The following is an 18,812-nucleotide window of genomic DNA, read 5'->3' on the forward strand; positions in this document are numbered from 1 at the left end:
ATGGCTCAGGGCACTGTGAAGTGGTTCAACGCGGAGAAGGGTTTCGGCTTCATCCGACCCGACGAGGGCAGCGCCGACGTCTTCGTCCATTTCTCCGAGATCCGGGGCAACGGATTCCGGACGCTCGCCGACAACCAGAAGGTCGAGTTCGAGGTGGGCCACAGCGATCGGGGGCTGCAGGCGACCGATGTTCGCGCCGTCGACTGACTCCGACGACGACTCGACCTGCCGGTCCTTCGACGCGGTGATCGCCGCGGCCGACGCTCCGGTCTGGGTGATCACCACCGTCGCGCGCGGCCGCCGTGCTGGTTGTCTCGTCGGCTTCGCCACGCAGGTCGGTATCAGCCCACGCCGATTCCTGGCCGCGTTGTCGAAGAACAACCACACCGGTGTCATCGCGGGCGGTGCGACGCATCTCGCGGTGCACCTGCTCACCGCGGACCGTTTCAAGGTGGCCAGGCTGTTCGCCACCACCTCCGGCGACCGGACCGACAAGTTCGCTCGATGCGACTGGGTCATCGGACCACACCAACTGCCCGTTCTCACCGCGGCGGCGGGCTGGTTCACTGCCCGCATCGTCGAGCGGATCAACCTCGGGGACCACGTCGGACTGGTCCTCGATCCGGACACCGCCACCGCGCCGCCGGCGACCTCCGTGGCCGCTGCTTTGCACAACAGCGCGGTAGCCGACCTGACTGCCGGTCACCGGCCCTGACCGGCTCAGCGGGTCGCCGGCCTGGTGACGGTGCTCGGGTGGGCGCCGTTCATGTGAGTCCTCGAGACTGCTTGTCTCCCTGTGCGAATGCCGCGCGGAGAGGTCCGATGCCAGGCGACGGGAACCGGCGTGCCGAGCCGGGCTAGCGGATCGGTGTGCGTGCCGGGGTGTGCGTGTGGGCGACCATCGCGTCGACGACGTAGGCGTGGACCGGCAGCCATGCGGTGAGACCGGCGATGGAGATGATGCGGTCGACCACCGAGGGCACCGGGTTGACCGTTGTGGCCGACGACCTGCACCCACACAGTGCACGCCGTCCACGATTTCGATCAGGATCCGGGTCTTCGAGACTTCAGCGGTGCCGTGAACTATCTGTCGTGTTTGCCGACCAGACGTCGGGCCGGGCCGAGAGTTTTCATGGTGAACACCATCGCTGCGCCCAGGCCGGTCGCGCCGGCAAGTGCCAGCGGCAGTGACGATTTCAGTGTCACCAGCCCGAAGAGGAAGAACACGCAGGTGGCCACCATGATGATGGTGTTGGCCAGATCCATGCTCGGCGTAGTCGTTGTGCGATTACGTGAGTTGGTCATAGCAAGAGGGTTGACCACCACGGCCGTTGCCAAACCGTGACAGTGCAATCGACCACAATTCGACATCCGGTCAACGCGGTCTCGTACCGGATTCATCGACTGCTCGATGCAACTCGGCGAATCGCCGCTCCCGCGTGCCGATCGCCTCGATGACCGGCAATGCCCACTTCGTCGACAGCGTCGCGAAGATTCGACGCGCGACCGCCGCCGCCTGCACCTGCTGCTCGGCTTCACCGACGGCCATGGAACCTCTCACCTGGAAGTGCGTACTTACCGTCGACAATCATCGTCGGTACCGTCGCGCAGGTGAAGATCCTCGAGACCTACGCACGCCTGTTCGTCGCCGATCTCGACCGAGCGCTGCCCGTGTACGAAAAGCTCGCCGGGACACCAGCAGACCTCCGCTTCCGTTTCGAGCACGCCGAAATCGCCGCCGTCGGGGATTTCCTCGTCATCGCCGGTCCGGAAGAATCGATCAGTGCCTACCGCACCACCATCGGACCTGTGATCGTGGACGATCTCGACGCAGCCCAGCAGTTCGTCACCGAGATCGGCGGCGACATCACCAGCGGGCCGATCGTTTCACCGACAGGCCGGGTGGTCTACGCGCGCCACCCGGACGGTACGCATGTCGAATACGTGGAATGGTCGGCCGACATTCGATCGCGCGTACTCGGCTGACAACGGTGGGGCGCTCCCGATCGCCCGACCGACATCGGTCAGATCAGTCTCCGCCCGTGCCCGCAGGAAACATCGTGCAGTGCTTCAGAATCCCTGCGTGGAAGGCAAACGCTCACGCAGTCAGTGGGCCGTGAGGTCGGCAATCAAGTCGTCGACGACCGACAGCCGCGCCAGGCCCGGGGTGACTCGGCTGTCGCACTGCTGGTTGGGGTCGCCGCGCCAGGTCGGCGGCGAATTCGACACGGCGAGAGTCGATCACGGCCCCACCGATGACCGTGCTGTGGCCGGACAGGGCGAGCGAGATCACGGCGGGTGTCCAGGTCACGCAGGGCGAAGGCGTCGTCGAGTGTGTACGAGGTGGTCCGGTAGATCGGGGCGGGCGCCCGCGTGCACCTACCGGGTGTCGGAGGACCAGCGCTCGCTCATTCGCGGCGCCGTTCGGCGAGCACGTCGGACCACCAGCGTTGCGCGACCGCCGGATGGGATCGCAGCCAGCCGACCAGCGCGTTCTCCCCGAATGCCGCCAGCAGCGGGTTGTCGGCGTCCTGGCTGACGCCGCGGGCCAGGGCCGCGAGATCGGCGGGCAGGTCGAGCGGTTCGACGATCGCGTCGAGGCGGGGGCCGAGAAAGAACGGCACCGAGTATCGGTCGACTCCGGCGGGCGGGCTGACCACGCGGTGCCGGGTGGCCGTGAGATAGCCCCGGGTGGCGATCTCGAGCATCTCGCCGATGTTGACGACGAAACTGCCCGGCACCGGCACCACGTCGATCCAGCCCGCGGGCCCCTGCACCTGCAGCCCGCCGACCTCGTCCTGTTGCAGCAGCGCCAGATACCCGTAGTCCTTGTGGGCGCCGACGCCCTGGTCGTCGCCGGTGGTGTCCCGGCCCGGGTAGTGGATGATCTTGAGGTGGGTCGAGGCCTCCTCGTCGAACCACCGGTCGAAGTAGCCCTCGTCCTGCCCGAGCGCGACGGCCAGGGCGCGCAGCACTTCCCGGCTGACCCGCAACGCCTCGGCCTGCCACGCCAGGGTGACCGCACGCAGGCGCGGCACCGCGACCGGCCACTGGTTCGGCCCGATCAGCCGCTCCCAGGCCGGTCCCCCGGCCGGCCGCGCGGCCCGCTCGGGGCCGATGTCGATCTGTTCCCGCCGGTCCGGTGCGCCCGCCGTGTATTCGTGCCCGGTGCTGGTGTAACCCCGGAACTGCGGCGAGTGGATGTTGGCGATCTCCCGCCGCTGCTCGACCGGCAGGGCGAAGAACTCCCGCGCGACCGCGAACACTCCGTCGGTGAGCACCGGATCGACACCGTGTCCGACCACGTAGAAGAACCCGATCTCGTTCGCTGCCCGGCGCAGCTCATCGAGAAAGAGGGCGCGATCGGTGTCCGGGCCACGGAACCGCGAGATGTCCACGAGCGGCAGACTGGAGGTCACGAATCCCGAGTCTAGGCCGGACACCGCCCCTGACAAGGCCTTTCGTTCACCGTGAACCCAACACGCGGTCCTTTCCGCGCGCCGGGATTCGACCCCGCCGTCGCGCCTCGGCGCGGATCAGCACGACACCGTATCGCCGGACGAGCTGTCCAGGCGCACCCCCAGAACCCTCTTCAACTCGCCGACACTGTCGGCGCTGGGTGTCACCACATCGCGCTCCCACCGGCTGATCTGGTTGCCGTCCCTGATCCCGATCCAGTCGGCCAGTTCCGCCTGCGTGAACCCGGAGGCCATCCTCGCCGCCCGAATCGCTTTACCGATCGTGGACATGGTCTCCCCTCTCTCTCGATGCCCTCGGCGGACCGCATCGGCGGCGGGTGTCCGTCGGCGAACACTCGCACTCCTGAAGCGGTCTCGCGCAGCCACATTCGAACGATAAGGGCGAATCCACTGTCGAAAGAGACTGTGACTGCACGGCAACTGACTGTGCACGCACAAACTCGAGCGCCCGCCGCGCACCAGACGTCGGCTATTCCGATGGGGTGTCCGCGGCGGTGGCGCTGCGGCGCCAGTCACGCGGCGTCATCCCGAATGTTTCGCGGAATCGGCGGGCGAAGTGGGCGGGGTCGCGAAAGCCCACGGCGCCGGCCACCGCGGCGATGGATCGGTGCGCGTAACCGCGGTCGATCAGCATGTCGCGGGCCCGGACCAGGCGTTGTTCGATGATCCACTGCTCGAGGCTGATTCCCGACTGGGCGCACACCTTGTACAGGTGCCGGACGGAGATATTGTTGGCGGCGGCGATCCCGGGGATCTTCAAGGTCGAATCGGACAGGTGGGTCCGCACATACCCGAGAATCTGCTCGATCAGCAGCTGGTCCGGGATGGCGGCGCCGTCACCCGGACCGCGGCCTGCCGCCGAGATCAACAGCGCCCGAACCATTTCCAGGCACGACTCGCCCACCGAGGCGGCGGCCGGATCGGCCTCGAGCTGGTCGGCGACCCGGACGAGATGCTCGATCTGCGCCGTGACCATCGGGTACAGCGGCGACGCCGCCAGCCGCCCGTGCGCCGCGGCGACCGTTTCCACCGAGATGCCGAGGCGCTGCCGGGACAGCTGCAAACACAACGTGCCGCCGAGGCCGTACCAGCCGGAGGCGAAGGTGGTGGCCAGGTCGATCACTTCGCAGGCGCCGGGTTCGATCAGCGTTTGCGCGCCGAATTGTTCGTGCCTGCGGAGCTGTCCGCTCTGCACGGTCACCGTCAAAGTGTCGCTGGGCGTGGATCGCTCGTGTCGGCTCGTTCGGCGGACCTGGTGACCGGAGACCTCCGAGCGGGTGAGCGCGATCGGACCCAGCATCCACGATTGGTGCCGGCTGACCACCTCCGCCGGCGCGTCCCACATCTGCAGGTTCGCCCCGAGATCGGCTTCCTGCAGGATGGCGGTGACCGCCTCCCGCCGGTCCGCCGGAGCGAAATAGTCGGAGTCGATCAGCACTGCCATGGACGATCTCCACTTCGGATTCTCGCCGGGCGGTGGAGGCCCTCCCGTCACCGGCCGTTACGCGTCTCGGGTGGTGGCACATCGGACCGAGGCGATTGCCCGCGGCCTGTAGTCGGCGATGTTATCGCGCAATGACGCGCCCGGAGCCCGATTCGGCAGGGTTCCACCCCGGCTTCACCGACCTGCGACCGCGTGTCCCCTTGCCGCGGTTGACCGTAATGCCAGGATTCGACGTTCGGCGGGTGTCGCTGTCGCCGCCCATTCCGGCCGCACGGCCGCATAGGTGCACACGTCACGCCATCGGCCCTGGGTTCGGTAGAGCTGTCGCAGCCGCGCTTCCGGTGTCAAGCCCACTCCCGACATCACCTGGTCCATCACCGGGTGATCGTGCCGGTGCCCCGCCCAGACCCGGTGGATCCCGAGCGGCCCGAAGGCGAAGGCCGCCATGAGCCGTCCCGCCTCGATGCCACCCGCCCGCAGCGCACCTTCGGGGATCACCACCAGCCCGCCGATCATCGCGTTGCTGCCGAAGTCCTCGACCAACAGGCCGATGGTGCCGACCATGGTGTCCGCGTCGGGTGCCGTGATCGCCAGGGTGTACTTGCGCCGCGGGGTCTCCCCGCGCGAGCGCAGCGCGGCGTCGAACGACGCGGCCGCCGCCGGGACACCCATACTGTCGGTGCCCATATATCGGGTCAGGTTCGGGTCGGTGAAGATCCGCTGATAGACGCTCAGGTCACCGGCACGCAGATCCCGCAGCCGCAGCCGCGGGCCGGCCAGTTCCACGTCGCGCAGGTCGATCGTCAACGGACTTCCTCCATCACGCGCGCGAATTCCGGAGCCGTCCACGGGCTCACCGCGGGGATGAGCTCGTCGAGGTCGATATAGGTTCGCCCCGACGGGACGTGCTCGCCGAGCAGGATCCGGCGCGCCGTATCGGCCACCAGCGCGCCGCCGAGCATCACGCCGGAGGCGAGTTGCGGCCAGCTGGACAGGCTCCGGCCGATCTCACCGACGGCGGCACGCATCGTCGGACTCAGCCGCGGCTCGTCGACCACGGTCAGCAGCAGCGACAGTTGTTCACCCCGAGTCATTCTCGCGACATCGGACGCGGTCGACCCACCGGTGCGGCCGTGGAACAGCGGGCGATGGGGTTCGAGATCGAAGCGTTCCACGTCCAACAGGCCACGATCGTTGGTGTCCATCAATACCGGCACGGCGCGGTGCCGCGCGTATTCACGGGCAGCGACTTTCGCCCACACGGTGTCGCATTCCTCCACCAACAGATCCAGCGGCCCGGTGCCTTCCACGCCGTCGAAGAACGGTCCGATCGATTCCTCGGTCAGCCCGTCCGGGAACACCTCGATGTCGAGATACGGGTCGATCTCGAACATCTGACGCGCCGCCAGTACCGCCTTGTGCACCCCGAGATCATCGACACCGGCCCGCAGCCGGTTCAGATTCGACAGCCCGACGGTGTCGAAGTCGGCCAACCGGAACGATCCGCCGACCCCTTCCATCGCCAGCGTCACCGCCGCGCTGTTCCCCACCGACAGCCCGACGACACCGATCCGCCGCTCGCGCAGCTCTCGCTGCTGCGCGCGGTCGATCTTGTTGCGATTCCGGTCGGTGCGCACACGCCGGAATTCGTCGCGCGGCAGCACATGCACCAGCCGACCGTGCCACGGATAGAACACCCAGATTCCCCACCGCCACAACGGCGTTCCGCCACAGATCCGCTGACGGGCCGCCGCCAGCGAGTCCGCCGAATGCGCGACGGCGGGGTCCTCGCAGCGGATCAGTTCATCGAGCTGATCTTCGATCGTGTCGTGCACGGCACCGACCGAACTCGACGCCGCCAACGCTGCCAGGTCTCGCAGTCCCTCCGGACTCGACGCATCGAGCAGCACCGGGCGGGAATGCGATGTTGCGGCGCCGGGCGTGAGAACCGCCGGGCGCGGAACCGAGGTGTACCGAACCATGTGCGCGCGAACCTCCGACCCTCGTGAGACGAACGGACACCCGCTCGCCCCTGTCGACCAGGACGCGCAAACAATACATACAGCACACTTTCAGCTAACACATCTTCGGTCCACCGGCATGGCGCGGCAAAACCCCGCCCAAACTGGAACTATGACCAAGATAGCTGCCGCGACGGGCGAACCCTTTGCGCCGCTGATGGTCGGTCTCGCGATAATCCCGCAAGCATCGATTCGGATCTAGTGTCGGGCGCGGACGACAATCGTCGGGGTCTCCACCGAGTGCAGCAGCGCGCTGCTGGTGGAGCCGAGCAGCATGCTGGAGAAGCCACCGCGGCCGTGGCTGCCCACGACCACCAGTTGCGCCGAAGCCGCCTCGTCGACCAGCGAGCGCACGGGACGATCGGCGACCACGATCCGCCGCACCGGCACATCCGGGTAACGTTCGGCGTAGCCGGCGAGGGTTTCGGCGAGGTCCGCCTCGGCCGACTGCCTGCCGACTTCCCATCCGAACGCGGGCAGATCCAGATCGCTGGAGTCGCTGAACGCGTGAAGCGCGACCAGTGCGACCTTGCGGCGCGCCGCCTCGTCGAACGCGAGCTCGACCGCCGGCACACTGTTGGCGGTGCCGTCCACGCCGACCAGCACCGGCAGCGCGGCGGAGACCGGATCGATCGCCGCGATGCCGTGGATGACGGCCACCGGGCAGTGCGCGTGCTGAGCCGCCGCGCGACCGACCGACCCGAGCAGTCCGCGCTGAAGGGCACCGAGGCCACGACTGCCGACCACCAGGATCTCCGCCGACATCGAACGGTCGATCAGCAGCGGCGCCGCCAGTTCGAACGCGACCTCGGTGGTGATCGCGAGGTCCGCGTCGGGGACCGCGGCGCGGGCGACCCGCTCGGCTTCACCGACCACTCGCTCGGCGTCGGCCCGCAGCCATTCGAGGTCGGCCTCCCCCAGCGACATGCCGGGTCCGAACCCGGTCTGCAGTGCCCCCGAGGTCAGGATGTGCAGTGGCAGGTGATGCAGCGCCGCCTCCGCTGCCGCCCACACGGCGGCCTGATAGGAGGTCGCCGACCCGTCGACCGCGGCCAGCACGGGCCGGGCACGATGGTCGGTGGACCGTGGCTTCTCGTCGGTCATCGTCATTCCTTTCGTCGTCGGGTCGACCCGACCGCGCCGGTTCGCTGTCGAGCCAGGTCCGAACAAGGTCCGGGCGCAGGGGACGACGTCGGCGTCAGTGGGTCGCGGCGGGCACGTCGGCCATCACCCGCACCGTGCGCAGCGCTCGCCAGTACAGGTCGGGCAGGGCCGCCGCGCACTCCGCGGTGCGGTCGATCTCGCGCTGCAGCAACAACCCGTAGGTGAAAGTCGGCTCCCCCGCGTTCTCCGCTTCTCTGGTGAGCTGGACCAGGTGATGCTTGGCGACCACCGCGTCCTGATGGTCACCGAGCAGGTCCTGGACGGCGATCAGCCCGTCGGCGGCCTGCGTACTGCGCGTCGGGTCGAGATCGTGCACGGATTCCAGGTAATAGCGGGTGCGCCGGATGGCTTTGCGCAGTGCGTGCATCGCCGCGTCGGCGGCATCCTCGTCCCTGGCCGATTCGATCGCCCGCATCCGCAGCCGGACCCGCTCCAGCAGGGCCGCCAGCACCCCGGGATTGTCCGGATCATCGATCCCCGGCACCGCGCCCGCCCGCAGCAATCTCTCCGCCGCGGCCAGGTCCTCGATCATGGTCGGGAAGCGGGGCGACGCGAGGAGGTCGCGGGCGGCCGTCCAGGCCGGCTTCGTCCGCGTATCGAAGTACTCCGTCATTCTCGCCCGCACCGGGCCGCGCAGGTAGCGCGGCCGCAGCACGTCCACCGCGGCGCGCAGGCGCGCGGACTGGGTCCGCAGTTCGTGCGCGGCGCCCACGCTGATGCCGAACCAGCGCAGCTCCTCGATCAGCCTGCGGACTTCGGACCGGTGGCGGACGGCGGGCCGGTGCGCGCCGAGCGCGCCGCGCGCACGCCGCGCGGCGATCACCAGCTCGACGACGGCGTCGGGGTCGTCGGGGTCGATCGTGATCTGCCCGTTCATGATCGATTCCCGCTGTGTGTGCAGGTACTGCGCCAGCAGCCGACTCACCCGCGATTGTTCCGACGCGCCGTCGGCGGCTCGGGTCTCGGTGCTCATCGTCGAACCTGCCTCGAAGTACGGAGTGGATACCTGTCTCCACTCTTCACCCCTCCGGTTCCTCCCCCCAGTGCCGTTCGCCCCGTAGATCCACGACCTCGGTAGCCGACCGCCACGACCAAGGACCCACCGGCGTGGGTCCTGTGACCCTGCCGCCCGGCGGTGCACTCGGCGCACAGTGGCAGAAACGGAAAGGAACAGGTCATGACCATTCCCGCAAGCCCGAAGCAGCCGGTCGTCGTCGGTGCCGACGGCTCGGAACAGTCCCGCCAGGCGCTGCACTGGGCCGCCTACTACGCCGCACACCACCGCGTGCCGTTGCGGATCGTCTACGCGGCCGACGTCCCGGTCGACTACGGGCCGGGCGTGACGGGCCCGCTCTACGACCTCGACGCGCTGCGCAAGCACGGCGAGTCCGTCGTGGCCGGCGCCCTCGCGGAGGCAGCCGACATCGCCGCACCGATCGCGGATATCACGATCTCCACCGAGATCGTGTTGGCCTCGGCCGTCACAGTGCTCCGGCGACACAGCGACTCCGCGCGCCTGGTGGTCGTCGGAAGCCGAGGGCTCGGCGCCTTTCGCCGCACCTTGCTCGGATCGGTCAGCACTTCGATCGCCCGGCACGCTCGATGCCCGGTCGCCGTGATCCCGGAATCGGCGGCGCCGGTGGACGGTCCCGTCGTAGTCGGTGTCGACGGGTCACCGTGCAGCGTCGACGCGGTAGCGATCGCGTTCGACGAGGCAGCACGCCGCAATGTCCGCCTGGTCGCCGTGCACGCCTGGTCGGAGTTCTACCGGTACGACGCACGCTCGACGATGCAGGCCGCGGCCGAAGCGGTGCTCGCGGAAAACCTCGCGGGATACGCGGAGAAATACCCCGAGGTAGTGGTCGAACGGTTGGTTGTCGAGGATCGCCCGGCCCGAGCGATACTCGCGGCAGGCGCCGGCGCCGGGCTGATCGTCGTCGGCAGCCACGGCCGTGGCGGGTTCGCCGGAATGAGCCTCGGTTCGGTTGCCCAGACCGTGCTGCACGGCGCCGAAGAACCGCTGATCATCGCCCGCCTCAACGATCACCGCTGATCGGTGTGCTCGACGGATCCGATCACGGCACCAAGACCGCCGCACCGTCGAAACGGCCGAGGGACAGATCGCTCAACGCGCGGTCGGCGTGATCGAGTGCGTAGCGGTGCGTCGTCACGACCAGCCGACGTTCCTGCGCCAGCGTGAGGAACTCCGCGGCCTGCGCCCGGGTGTTCGAGGTGACGGAGCGAATCTGGCGCTCCCGGAACAGATGTCGCTGATAGTTCAGCGGCGGCACATCGGTGAGGTGGATGCCGGCCACGGCCAGCGTGCCACCGGCATCCAGTGCCGCCATCGCGGGCAGCACGAGGTCGCCCACCGGGGCGAACAGAATCGCCGCATCCAGCGGCTCGGGCGGCGCGGCCGCGGCGCCCTGCACCGAATCCACCCCCAGGCTCAGCGCCAGTTCCCGGGCCGCCGCGTCCCTGGTCATCACATGCACCCGCGCGCTCCGGGCGAGCGCGACCTGCGCGGTGAGATGCGCGCTGCCGCCGAAGCCGTAGATGCCGAGCACTCCCCCTGCCGGGACTTCGGCCCGCACCAGCGCGTGGTAGCCGATGATGCCGGCGCACAGCAGCGGCGCCAGTTCGTCGTCGCGGTAGCCCGTCGGCAAGGACAGCGCGAAATCGACCGGGACGGTGACGAATTCGGCATATCCACCGTCGGCGTCCCAGCCGGTGTAGAGCGACCGCGGACACAGGTTCTCCGCACCACGCAGGCAGTACCGGCACCGGCCGCAGGTCGACCGCAGCCAGGGAACGCCGACTCGGTCTCCGACCGCGAAGCTCGTCCCGCCGTCCGGGACCGACACGACCTCGGCGACCACCTCGTGTCCCGGTGTCACGTGCCGTCGATGCACCGGCAAGTCGCCTTCGACGACGTGCAGATCGGTCCGGCACACCCCGCACGCCAGCACCCGCACCAGCAGTTCACCGGCGGCCGGGACCGGAATCGGTTCGTGTCCGAGTCGCAAGGGCGCCGAACCGACCGGACCGGGGTGTTCCACTCGCCATGCACGCATGATCTCGCCGCTCCCTCGATCTGCCGAGCCTGCTGGTATCCAGCCTGGCACGCCACACACGACCGCGTGTGGAGCCGCGCAGGGAAGTCACCCATTCCTCGGCGCACCCCCTCGTCCACCCGCAGGAGGTCCGCTGCTGCCGGACCGGACGCAGACACAGTCACAGGGTTGCCGAACATGCCGCGGCGAGAACGACGGCGACGGCGGTGAGGACGGTCGCGGGGAGAGCTCCCCGGTAGTCACCGACGCGCAAGTGCGCGGCGACGGCACCGAGGAAATACAGCACCAAGCCGACGGCAGCGGCGACGCCGACAGGCCACCACCAGAATCCGACAACGAGACCACCGGCCCCGGCGATCTGGGCGATGCCGAGGAACGGCAACACGCGGTACGGCAGACCGAGAGTGGACATCTGATCGACGAGTCGCCGAGGCCGAGTGAATTTGGCTCCGGCGGAAGCCAGGAGCACCACCGCCATCAGGGTAGCGACGACGGCGTAGACGATGAACAGGGGGAAACTTTCGTGCAGCATGCGTTCGAAGGTAGGGACCCGATAGGTACCAATAGGTACCCTTCGGCTGATGAGCCTCCGCCCCGGAACCGTGTTCCTCGCAGACTGCCCCGCCCGCATGGCCATCGAGATCATCGCCAGCAAGTGGGCCGTGGTCACGCTCTTCGCGCTGAGCGACGGCCCCCTGCGCCACGGCGAGCTGGCCGCACTGATCGGCGGCGTCTCACGCAAGGTGCTGACGCAGACCCTGCGCCGCCTCCAGGTCAACGGGCTCGTCGAACGGCGCGCGTACGCCGAAGCGCCGCCGCGCGTGGAGTACGGCCTGACCGAACTCGGGCGCACCCTGGAGGAGCCCATCAGACAGCTCACCGAGTGGGCGAGAACCAACGGCGAAGCGGTCGTCGCCTTCCACGAGGCGACCGCGAGCGTCGACGAGACGGTCGGCTAGCTCGGGCGGGAGTAGATGTAGATGACGGCGAATCGTGCGTCACGAGCGATCGTGATCTCGGGGTAGTCGTTCACCAGATTGCCGTAGGGCGTGCTGGCGAACAGCTCGATCGCGTTCGCGCAGTCGAACTTCCAGTCGTTGTCGCCGGTCCTCGTGCCCGGCCCGAAACCGACCTGCCGCGTCAGCTCGGCACAGGTCACCGGGCGCAGCGGCTGGTGGTAGGTCGGATCCGGGAATATCGATCGGTAGTTCGGAAATCGTTCCGCCGGCGCGATATAGCTGCCGACATAGCCGCACATCCCGGCCAGCGGCGGACAGCCGAAGCGGCGCATCCGGACCAATTCGAACAAGTAGGGTATCCGTATCCCACGCCGTTCCATGAGCCGTTGCGACTCCGCGGCGGTCAGGTCGGTGTCCAGCCGCGGGCTGACGACCGTGTAGGCACAGCCCCACAGCAGAGCCCCGCACGTCACGAGCGCCAGGACCGGCCAGAACCACCGACGAGGCGGGCGTCGAGACGCACCCTCGGCTCTCGTCACCGGATCCATGGCCGGGAAGGCGTCGGGACGCTCGGTCATCAGCAAGGCCTCCGGTTCGGTAGCGGCACTTCGGGATCCGCGACAGTCGCGCCTCGGCGGCCTGGCACCTACGCCGACCGCTGCGATCCTACCGGTCCGGCCCCGGCGAACAATTCGAAAGCTTTCCGGAATTAACTATTCAGAGTAAATATCTAATTGCAAATAATAATAATTCCGACATGTTAGGATTCTCGATTTCGACCACAGAAAGAGCACGGCGGGCTATATTTTTTGAACACCCAATTGCGGCCCGACAACCCGTCACACCGCTGCTCGATATTTCTGGAGATCGCCATGAGCTCGACCTCTTCCCTCTTTCGCGCCGGATTTCTCGCTCCGGTGGCCGTCGCCACCGTATTCTGCTTGGCCGCACCGGTGAATGCCGCCCCGGTCAGCGTGAATTGGAGCTGCCGCGGCACCATCTTCGGCATCGGCCAGACCTCGAGCATGAACACGTCGGTGACCGGCACGGCGCCGGGCTCGGCGGCGTCGGGTTCCGCGGTGGCCATCACGATCACGCCGGGCGCCTCGTCGGTTCCCAGTTCGGCGTCCGGCTTCACCGTGAACAACATCAGCAACCTGAAGATGACCATTCCGACGCCCGCGAATTCGACATTGGTCTCGGCGACCGCCTCCGGGGGTACCGTGGCCGGCTCGGTCTCGACGTCGGGCGGGAATGTCGTGCTGACCGTGCCGGGTCCGATCGCGGGCGGCACCAGTTTCACTCCGCCCGCGGTGACCATCAACGTCACCGCGGGCGCCGCGGGAACGCCGATCACCAGTAAGTACGCGGGGACCAGCTACACCAGTCCCGGCATGACGATGACGACCAACGTCTCCTTCGTCGGCAACGTCGCGACGGCGTGCTACCCGAACCCGTCCCCGACCCTCACCACCACCAATGTGACCTGAGCCCGCGCATGAACGCAGGCGTCGGCACGTCCGGCCTGCGGCGAACACCTCCGGACCGGGTCGCGCGAGTGACCCGGTCCGACCTCGCCCGACCCGTGCCCGGCGCCTCCGGATTCCGATAGTGATTGCCCCACTTCGTGTTTGGTGCATTGTGACCACTTCGACCGAATATTTCGATGCGCGGGTTCACGTCCGCGACCATGTCGTACAGTGCATGTCCGGCACCGCCACGAACGCTCCGACGGCCGGAGCAAGTGCCGCTTTTCGTGATGTTCGTCAGCCACGGGTCCGAGCTGCCGGTCGATCGATTGACAGGAGCCACCATGCCCGATTTCACACCCCGACATCCCCGGCCGGCATCGGGCGCCCGGCGATCGAGCACACTCTGATCGCCGATGGGAAAGCCTGTGTGCCAGACAACAAGCGAACCCGCCAGGATCCCGGCCGAGCTCACCCGAGCGCTGGATTTCTACCACGGATCCGTCGAGGACCTGATGCGCGAGGTGATCAGAGTTCTCGGCGTGAACGAGACCGATAGGCGCGCCCTGGAGATCGTGCTGTTGGAAGACGAGAAGTCCACAACGCCCGGCATGCTGGCCGAACGGCTCGGACTCACCTCCGCCGGTGTCACGATCATGCTCAACCGGCTGGAGAAGCAAGGCTATATCGCCCGCTCGCTGCACCCGACCGATCGTCGTCGCGTGATCGTGATGGCCACCGAACTCGCGGCCCATCGCGTACAGGAACTCGTCGTTCCGATGATCGTCGAGAGCTACAAGATGCTGCTGAGCTATTACGACACCGCCGAACTCGAAACAATCGCCGACTTTCTCACCCGCGCCGGCGAGTTGCAGCGAATTCACCGGCAACGGCTGCGCGAGGTCGATCCCTATTCGAATCCCTGACACTCACCCACGCCGACCACGATAATCACGGTCGGCACAGTTCCGCGGAGAAAGCAGGAGCTGGATGCCCCACGTCGACAACACCGAAGAACCGGTGACGGAGCCGGACCGCGAACCGACAGTTCTCCAGCGATATCACCGACCCGCCACGACATCAGCAGCCGACCGTTTTCGTCGACAACTGACGCGCGCGGGCGTGGCGGCGGCATTGGTCGCCACCGCGATCGGGACGACGCTCGCCGTCCGGGCGGACTCGGACGCGCCGCTCCGGGCGAACGAGGCGACGACCTTCTCGTGCGCACCGGCCGTAGGACTGTCCGCTTCCACGGTGACCCCGCCCGATACCACCGTGGCCGGAAGTGCGGCCGCCGCGCCGCCCCCGAGCGCGGCCGACGACCTCCCGAGCGAGGACGTCACCCCGGGCGACATCGGCGGCGACACACCGACCACCGATCCCGCCCCGACAAGCGCGGAGAGTTCGACGGAAACACCGACGGTCGCACCGACCGGGACCGCCCCGGAAAACTCGACCGTGATCTCCGTGAGTGCGAGTTTCTCCGCCACGGCGAGCATTTCGCTCGAGAGCACATCCACTACGCAGGAACCGGGCACGGTAACGACGACCTCGACGTCCACGGTGACTGTCCCCCTGACAACGACGGACACGGTCACCCCTGGTCTGAGCACGGTGACGACCGATCCATCGACCAGCACCGCGACGCCGACCACCACGAAACCCACGCCGACCGGCACCACGACGACCACGGTCCCGGCCGGTTCGACCACGACGTCCGCGTCGCCGACGTTCTCCACCCCGCCACCGGCAACCACATCGGCACAGCCCTCGACGACGACCGTGCCACGACTGTCGCCGAAGACGCCACCTCCGACGACATCGCGCTCGATTCCGTCCATCGCGCGCCCACCGGCCCGGTCGCCCCAGACGGGATAGACGACTCGTCGACCCGGCGGTGGATTCCGACGTGCCCTCAGTACCGGGTGGGACTGCAGGGATTGGACGACCCCGCGCCGACGACCAGGTCGCACACACCTCCGGTGACCATCTGGATCGGGGTGATCGCCATCAGCACGACGAGTCCGATGAGATCACCCCGCTGAGCGAGTTCGACCGCGGATTGCGCTGCCCTGGAGGCAGAGTCGACGACCGACGAACCGGTGCCCGCGTCCGCGACGAGACCGGTCGGTTGCGCTGCCGCGTTCGGTGCGGCGCCGACAACGGCTGCCGAGGTGAGAGCGGCAGCGGCGAGAAGGAGCGATGGACGCATCGTGCGTCTCCTTTACTTCGAGGGAGGGGAACAGCGGGACAGGACACAAGTCAGCGGTGCGGCCTGCTCATGTCGCGGTTCATCGTCGGGATCTCGATGCTGATCGGCATGCGCAGTTCGGCCAGGTAGATCAGGGCCGCCTTGCGCAGGAACTCGTCGAGCAGCCAGTACGGATCGCCGATCGGCGGGACCACGGTGAGCAGGCCCTCGCGCACCCCGATGAACGGCCCCCAGCTGACCCGCAGCAACGGATCCCAGACGGGTTCGCGCGGGATGGCCAGGCCGTCGGCGATGGTGTCACCGAGCAGGAAGCGGGTGAACGCGCCGAGGATCGGTTTGCTCAGGATGGCGAAGTCGATGTTGGCGCCCAGTCCCAGCAGCCGGTCGGCGAGTTTGACGCCTTCGGGCGTCACCGCGAGGATCGGGTCGAGAACCTGCGCGGCTTGACCGTTCGCCTCCGGCCAGGAGTTCGGGATGTACTCGTCCCTGACACCGAGCAGGTGCGCGGCCACCTGCCAGGAGTGCAGGAAGCCCTCGGACTCGCTCGCCGGCATCGGCACGTTCCACGAGAGCAGGTATTTCATCACCGTGGTGGCCAGGCTGTGCCAGGTGACCATGATGTCGTTCTGGCTGATCGGGACGTCTTCGTCGGCGGAGTGCACCCAGTGCGGCGATTGCGGCAGCAGGTGCCGCACCGCGGCGTGCACCAGCCGGGTCTTGACGCACGTGACGATCATTTCCCCATCGGGGGCATACGAATTCGCGGTGCCGATGTCGTAGCCGAGCTTGGCGGTCTTGGTGATGCGGTCCTTGAGATCGTGCCCGCCCTTGGAGTAGTAGACCGCCTTGGCCTCCTTGGGAATGACGGTGCTCATCATGCCGCTGGCGAATCCGTACAGCACCCCGAGGTAGAGGCCCCGCTTCTTGTTGAACTGGATCGCCGCGTCGAGCTTGCCGGGGTCGGTCCAGGGTGGCAGCCTGCGCGCGTCCTCCATGAAATCCCGGAGGTCGGCGGGCAAGCCGGCCGGTAGTGGTTGTCCGTTGGTCTTCCAGGTCCGGAGCAGTTCGTTGACGCGGGGGACGTCGCCCCGCTCGATCAGACCGGGGACCAGGGCATCGGCTTCGGGATCCCACACCGTCATCGGATCCGCGCCGGAGCCGGAGCCCGCGATGGATCCTCCCGGTGACCAGCTCCACGGCTCCGCGCGTGTGGGCGTGGCCAGAGCGAAGGCGCCCGCCACCCCCAGCATCCCGCCGAATTTCATTGCATCGCGCCTGTTCAGTGCATCCATGGCGCCACTCCTCATTGAGTATCAAGCAACCCGACCGTCGTAGCACGATGAGCTTCAACCCATCGATTCTGACGGAATGAATATTAACTTAACACTGCGGAGAGCGGCGGGGCACGATTCCGGGTCACGCCCTTCAACAGGCAAACTCTTGCCATGCATCCAGGTGACAATCGGAGATTTTCTGGCGAAACGCCCATCAGCCCGTTCGCCCATCATTGCGCAACCATCGCGAGTTGCCGAAACGCAGAGTAACTTACAACGCCTCGCGTCCCGGTTCACACGCTAGCGCTGCTGGGCGCGCTCTCCCCTCCGGCTCGCACTGCCGCCGATTTCACCCTCTTGCGCGACCGACACCTGGTCGACATATACTATTAAATATATTTAACTCGGTGGGTTGCCTCTGCGTCCCATCGACCTGTCGTCCATGCCACGCATGGAGGGAAGTGAGAGACCATGTTGCGTTTCGACGGGAAGGTCGCCATAGTCACGGGCGGCGGCCGGGGACTCGGCCGCTCGCACGCGTTGCTGCTGGCTTCGCGAGGAGCATCGGTGGTAGTCAACGACTTCGGATCCTCCGCCGCGGGCAACGGGTCCGACACCTCCCCGGCCGACGACGTGGTCGCCGAGATCATCGCGGCGGGCGGCAAGGCCGTCGCGAACTACGACAGCGTGTCGACCGGTGCCGAGGCGATCGTGCAGACCGCGATCGACGCCTTCGGCCGTCTCGACATCCTCGTCAACAACGCCGGCATCAATCACATGACGCCCTTCGGCCCGGAGGCGATCGAGGGCATCCGCCAGCACATGGAGGTCAACTTCCTCGGGACCGCCGCCGTGACGGCCGCCGCCTGGCCCCATCTCATCGCTTCCGGCGCCGGGCGGGTCGTCAACACCGCGTCGCCGACGCTGGTCGGCTTCGAACAGCAGAGCGCGTACGTCGCGTCCAAGGGCGCCGTCTTCTCCTTCACCCGCACCCTCGCCATGGAAGCGCTCAAAGTCGGCATCCGGGTGAACGCGATCGCCCCCACCGCCTACACCCGCATGGCGGCGGAGGCGGAGATCCCCGACGACCTCAAGAAGATGCTCGAGAAGACGATGACCACCGCGATGGTCTCCCCGACCGTCGCCTACCTCGCGCACGAGGACTGTTCCATCACCGGCGAGACCCTGCTCAGCCAGGGTGGCCTGATGCAGCGCTTCGCGCTCACGATGAACGCCGGGTACACCGACACCGAGGCCACCCCGGAGGACATCCAGGCGAACCTCGAGGCGATCCTCGACGACGCGAGCAGCAAGCCGGTCGGCATCATCGGCACGGCCAACGAGGGTTCGCTGCTCGATCTGTTCGACTGAGCGCTCACTGCGCGCAGGTGCGTATGCCGGTGTCGGCATACGCACCGAAGGGATCAGCGGGTCGACCGCGGCCGCGCGTCGGCGAGTACCTCGGGCGGACGGGATTCGTCGGGCTCGAAGTACTCGTCCAGCAGAGCCCGTGCGGCGTACACCACGGGCTCACCTCGACCGGGCCCCGCGTCGTCGAGGATCTCGCGCACCCTGGCCCGGAATTGCCCGCGCGAGAGGGCGAAAGCGCTGCGGATCGCCTCGTTCGATGGTCCGCCGAGGGGTTGCAGCCGCAGGGCGAAGTCGATGATCGCTTCGTCCTCGGGGCACAGGATCGAGTAGCCGCTCATCGGTTCC

General features: G+C 67.7%; 26 protein-coding genes. 8 read left to right on the forward strand and 18 right to left on the reverse strand.

Annotated features, from left to right (window positions below):
• Both ACFVW6_RS18425 and ACFVW6_RS18430 read left to right on the forward strand, forming a co-directional pair.
• Positions 1–207, forward strand: coding sequence for a cold-shock protein (locus tag ACFVW6_RS18425; RefSeq protein WP_378829026.1), 207 nt, complete (start codon positions 1–3; stop codon positions 205–207).
• Positions 188–715 carry a flavin reductase family protein gene (locus tag ACFVW6_RS18430; RefSeq protein WP_378829028.1) on the forward strand — a complete coding sequence of 176 codons (528 nt, stop codon included), beginning with the start codon at positions 188–190 and terminating at the stop codon, positions 713–715. The genes ACFVW6_RS18425 and ACFVW6_RS18430 overlap by 20 nt, the downstream gene beginning before the upstream one ends.
• Before the next feature lie 142 nt (positions 716–857).
• Here ACFVW6_RS18430 and ACFVW6_RS18435 read toward each other — a convergent pair whose 3' ends face one another.
• The 3 genes from ACFVW6_RS18435 to ACFVW6_RS18445 all read right to left on the reverse strand — a co-directional run bounded on the left by ACFVW6_RS18435 (position 858) and on the right by ACFVW6_RS18445 (position 1,549).
• The gene (locus tag ACFVW6_RS18435; RefSeq protein ID WP_378829030.1) at positions 858–983 is read right to left on the reverse strand and encodes a hypothetical protein; all 126 of its coding nucleotides are present in this window, start codon (positions 981–983) and stop codon (positions 858–860) included.
• A 100-nt stretch (positions 984–1,083) separates the two neighbouring features.
• A complete protein-coding gene (locus ACFVW6_RS18440; RefSeq protein WP_378829033.1) occupies positions 1,084–1,266 on the reverse strand; it encodes a hypothetical protein in 183 nt (60 codons plus the stop codon).
• A 109-nt stretch (positions 1,267–1,375) separates the two neighbouring features.
• On the reverse strand, positions 1,376–1,549 hold the full coding sequence (locus ACFVW6_RS18445; protein WP_378829035.1) for a hypothetical protein: 174 nt from the start codon (positions 1,547–1,549) through the stop codon (positions 1,376–1,378).
• A gap of 62 nt (positions 1,550–1,611) precedes the next feature.
• Between ACFVW6_RS18445 and ACFVW6_RS18450 the strand changes: the two genes are divergently transcribed.
• A complete protein-coding gene (locus tag ACFVW6_RS18450; protein WP_378829037.1) occupies positions 1,612–1,986 on the forward strand; it encodes a VOC family protein in 375 nt (124 codons plus the stop codon).
• Positions 1,987–2,408: 422 nt separating this feature from the next.
• On the opposite strand, the gene ACFVW6_RS18455 is transcribed toward ACFVW6_RS18450, so the two are convergent.
• The 7 genes from ACFVW6_RS18455 to ACFVW6_RS18485 form a co-directional block, all read right to left on the reverse strand.
• On the reverse strand, positions 2,409–3,419 hold the full coding sequence (locus ACFVW6_RS18455; protein WP_378829039.1) for an isopenicillin N synthase family dioxygenase: 1,011 nt from the start codon (positions 3,417–3,419) through the stop codon (positions 2,409–2,411).
• A gap of 117 nt (positions 3,420–3,536) precedes the next feature.
• A complete protein-coding gene (locus ACFVW6_RS18460) occupies positions 3,537–3,749 on the reverse strand; it encodes a helix-turn-helix transcriptional regulator (protein WP_355272810.1) in 213 nt (70 codons plus the stop codon).
• A gap of 199 nt (positions 3,750–3,948) precedes the next feature.
• Positions 3,949–4,923 (reverse strand): helix-turn-helix transcriptional regulator, encoded by a 975-nt coding sequence (locus ACFVW6_RS18465; RefSeq protein WP_378829041.1) that lies wholly within the window; start codon positions 4,921–4,923, stop codon positions 3,949–3,951.
• Positions 4,924–5,097: 174 nt separating this feature from the next.
• Positions 5,098–5,730: a GNAT family N-acetyltransferase gene (locus tag ACFVW6_RS18470; protein WP_378829043.1), complete on the reverse strand. Its 633-nt coding sequence runs from the start codon at positions 5,728–5,730 to the stop codon at positions 5,098–5,100.
• Positions 5,727–6,758 (reverse strand): ThiF family adenylyltransferase, encoded by a 1,032-nt coding sequence (locus ACFVW6_RS18475; RefSeq protein WP_378829045.1) that lies wholly within the window; start codon positions 6,756–6,758, stop codon positions 5,727–5,729. The genes ACFVW6_RS18470 and ACFVW6_RS18475 overlap by 4 nt, the downstream gene beginning before the upstream one ends.
• A gap of 384 nt (positions 6,759–7,142) precedes the next feature.
• Positions 7,143–8,048 carry a universal stress protein gene (locus ACFVW6_RS18480; protein ID WP_378829048.1) on the reverse strand — a complete coding sequence of 302 codons (906 nt, stop codon included), beginning with the start codon at positions 8,046–8,048 and terminating at the stop codon, positions 7,143–7,145.
• A gap of 94 nt (positions 8,049–8,142) precedes the next feature.
• Positions 8,143–9,081 (reverse strand): CHAD domain-containing protein, encoded by a 939-nt coding sequence (locus ACFVW6_RS18485; RefSeq protein WP_378829050.1) that lies wholly within the window; start codon positions 9,079–9,081, stop codon positions 8,143–8,145.
• Between the two features lie 204 nt (positions 9,082–9,285).
• On the opposite strand from ACFVW6_RS18485, the gene ACFVW6_RS18490 reads away from it, so the two are divergent.
• On the forward strand, positions 9,286–10,161 hold the full coding sequence (locus tag ACFVW6_RS18490; RefSeq protein WP_378829052.1) for a universal stress protein: 876 nt from the start codon (positions 9,286–9,288) through the stop codon (positions 10,159–10,161).
• A gap of 22 nt (positions 10,162–10,183) precedes the next feature.
• Here the strand turns inward: ACFVW6_RS18490 and ACFVW6_RS18495 are convergent, their stop codons facing one another.
• Both ACFVW6_RS18495 and ACFVW6_RS18500 read right to left on the reverse strand, forming a co-directional pair.
• Entirely contained in the window at positions 10,184–11,182 is a 999-nt protein-coding gene (locus ACFVW6_RS18495; RefSeq protein ID WP_378829054.1) for a zinc-binding alcohol dehydrogenase family protein, read from the reverse strand.
• A gap of 160 nt (positions 11,183–11,342) precedes the next feature.
• On the reverse strand, positions 11,343–11,714 hold the full coding sequence (locus ACFVW6_RS18500) for a DoxX family protein (RefSeq protein ID WP_378829056.1): 372 nt from the start codon (positions 11,712–11,714) through the stop codon (positions 11,343–11,345).
• A 49-nt stretch (positions 11,715–11,763) separates the two neighbouring features.
• Here ACFVW6_RS18500 and ACFVW6_RS18505 point away from each other — a divergent pair, with 49 nt between their 5' ends.
• Entirely contained in the window at positions 11,764–12,141 is a 378-nt protein-coding gene (locus ACFVW6_RS18505) for a winged helix-turn-helix transcriptional regulator (RefSeq protein WP_378829059.1), read from the forward strand.
• Here ACFVW6_RS18505 and ACFVW6_RS18510 read toward each other — a convergent pair.
• Together ACFVW6_RS18510 and ACFVW6_RS18515 are read right to left on the reverse strand one after the other, a co-directional pair.
• Positions 12,138–12,689 carry a hypothetical protein gene (locus ACFVW6_RS18510; RefSeq protein ID WP_387792187.1) on the reverse strand — a complete coding sequence of 184 codons (552 nt, stop codon included), beginning with the start codon at positions 12,687–12,689 and terminating at the stop codon, positions 12,138–12,140. The genes ACFVW6_RS18505 and ACFVW6_RS18510 overlap by 4 nt on opposite strands.
• Positions 12,690–12,901: 212 nt before the next feature.
• A complete protein-coding gene (locus tag ACFVW6_RS18515; RefSeq protein WP_378829063.1) occupies positions 12,902–13,462 on the reverse strand; it encodes a hypothetical protein in 561 nt (186 codons plus the stop codon).
• On the opposite strand from ACFVW6_RS18515, the gene ACFVW6_RS18520 reads away from it, so the two are divergent.
• Entirely contained in the window at positions 13,455–13,631 is a 177-nt protein-coding gene (locus ACFVW6_RS18520; RefSeq protein ID WP_355272822.1) for a hypothetical protein, read from the forward strand. The two genes, ACFVW6_RS18515 and ACFVW6_RS18520, sit on opposite strands and share 8 nt — an antisense overlap.
• Before the next feature lie 494 nt (positions 13,632–14,125).
• A complete protein-coding gene (locus ACFVW6_RS18525) occupies positions 14,126–14,536 on the forward strand; it encodes a MarR family winged helix-turn-helix transcriptional regulator (protein WP_378829066.1) in 411 nt (136 codons plus the stop codon).
• Between the two features lie 135 nt (positions 14,537–14,671).
• Here the strand turns inward: ACFVW6_RS18525 and ACFVW6_RS18530 are convergent, their stop codons facing one another.
• From ACFVW6_RS18530 to ACFVW6_RS18540, 3 genes are all read right to left on the reverse strand, one after another.
• The gene (locus ACFVW6_RS18530) at positions 14,672–15,451 is read right to left on the reverse strand and encodes a hypothetical protein (protein WP_378829068.1); all 780 of its coding nucleotides are present in this window, start codon (positions 15,449–15,451) and stop codon (positions 14,672–14,674) included.
• A gap of 74 nt (positions 15,452–15,525) precedes the next feature.
• The gene (locus tag ACFVW6_RS18535) at positions 15,526–15,822 is read right to left on the reverse strand and encodes a hypothetical protein (protein WP_378829071.1); all 297 of its coding nucleotides are present in this window, start codon (positions 15,820–15,822) and stop codon (positions 15,526–15,528) included.
• Between the two features lie 50 nt (positions 15,823–15,872).
• Positions 15,873–17,114, reverse strand: a complete 1,242-nt coding sequence (locus ACFVW6_RS18540) for an oxygenase MpaB family protein (RefSeq protein ID WP_378829073.1) — start codon at positions 17,112–17,114, stop codon at positions 15,873–15,875.
• Positions 17,115–17,567: 453 nt separating this feature from the next.
• Between ACFVW6_RS18540 and ACFVW6_RS18545 the strand changes: the two genes are divergently transcribed.
• Positions 17,568–18,467 (forward strand): SDR family NAD(P)-dependent oxidoreductase, encoded by a 900-nt coding sequence (locus tag ACFVW6_RS18545; protein ID WP_378829075.1) that lies wholly within the window; start codon positions 17,568–17,570, stop codon positions 18,465–18,467.
• A 53-nt stretch (positions 18,468–18,520) separates the two neighbouring features.
• Here ACFVW6_RS18545 and ACFVW6_RS18550 read toward each other — a convergent pair whose 3' ends face one another.
• Entirely contained in the window at positions 18,521–18,805 is a 285-nt protein-coding gene (locus ACFVW6_RS18550; RefSeq protein WP_378829076.1) for a hypothetical protein, read from the reverse strand.
• Positions 18,806–18,812: the final 7 nt, after the last annotated feature.

Origin of the sequence: Nocardia sp. NPDC058244 (assembly GCF_042882065.1) — a bacterium.
Taxonomy (GTDB): domain Bacteria; phylum Actinomycetota; class Actinomycetes; order Mycobacteriales; family Mycobacteriaceae; genus Nocardia.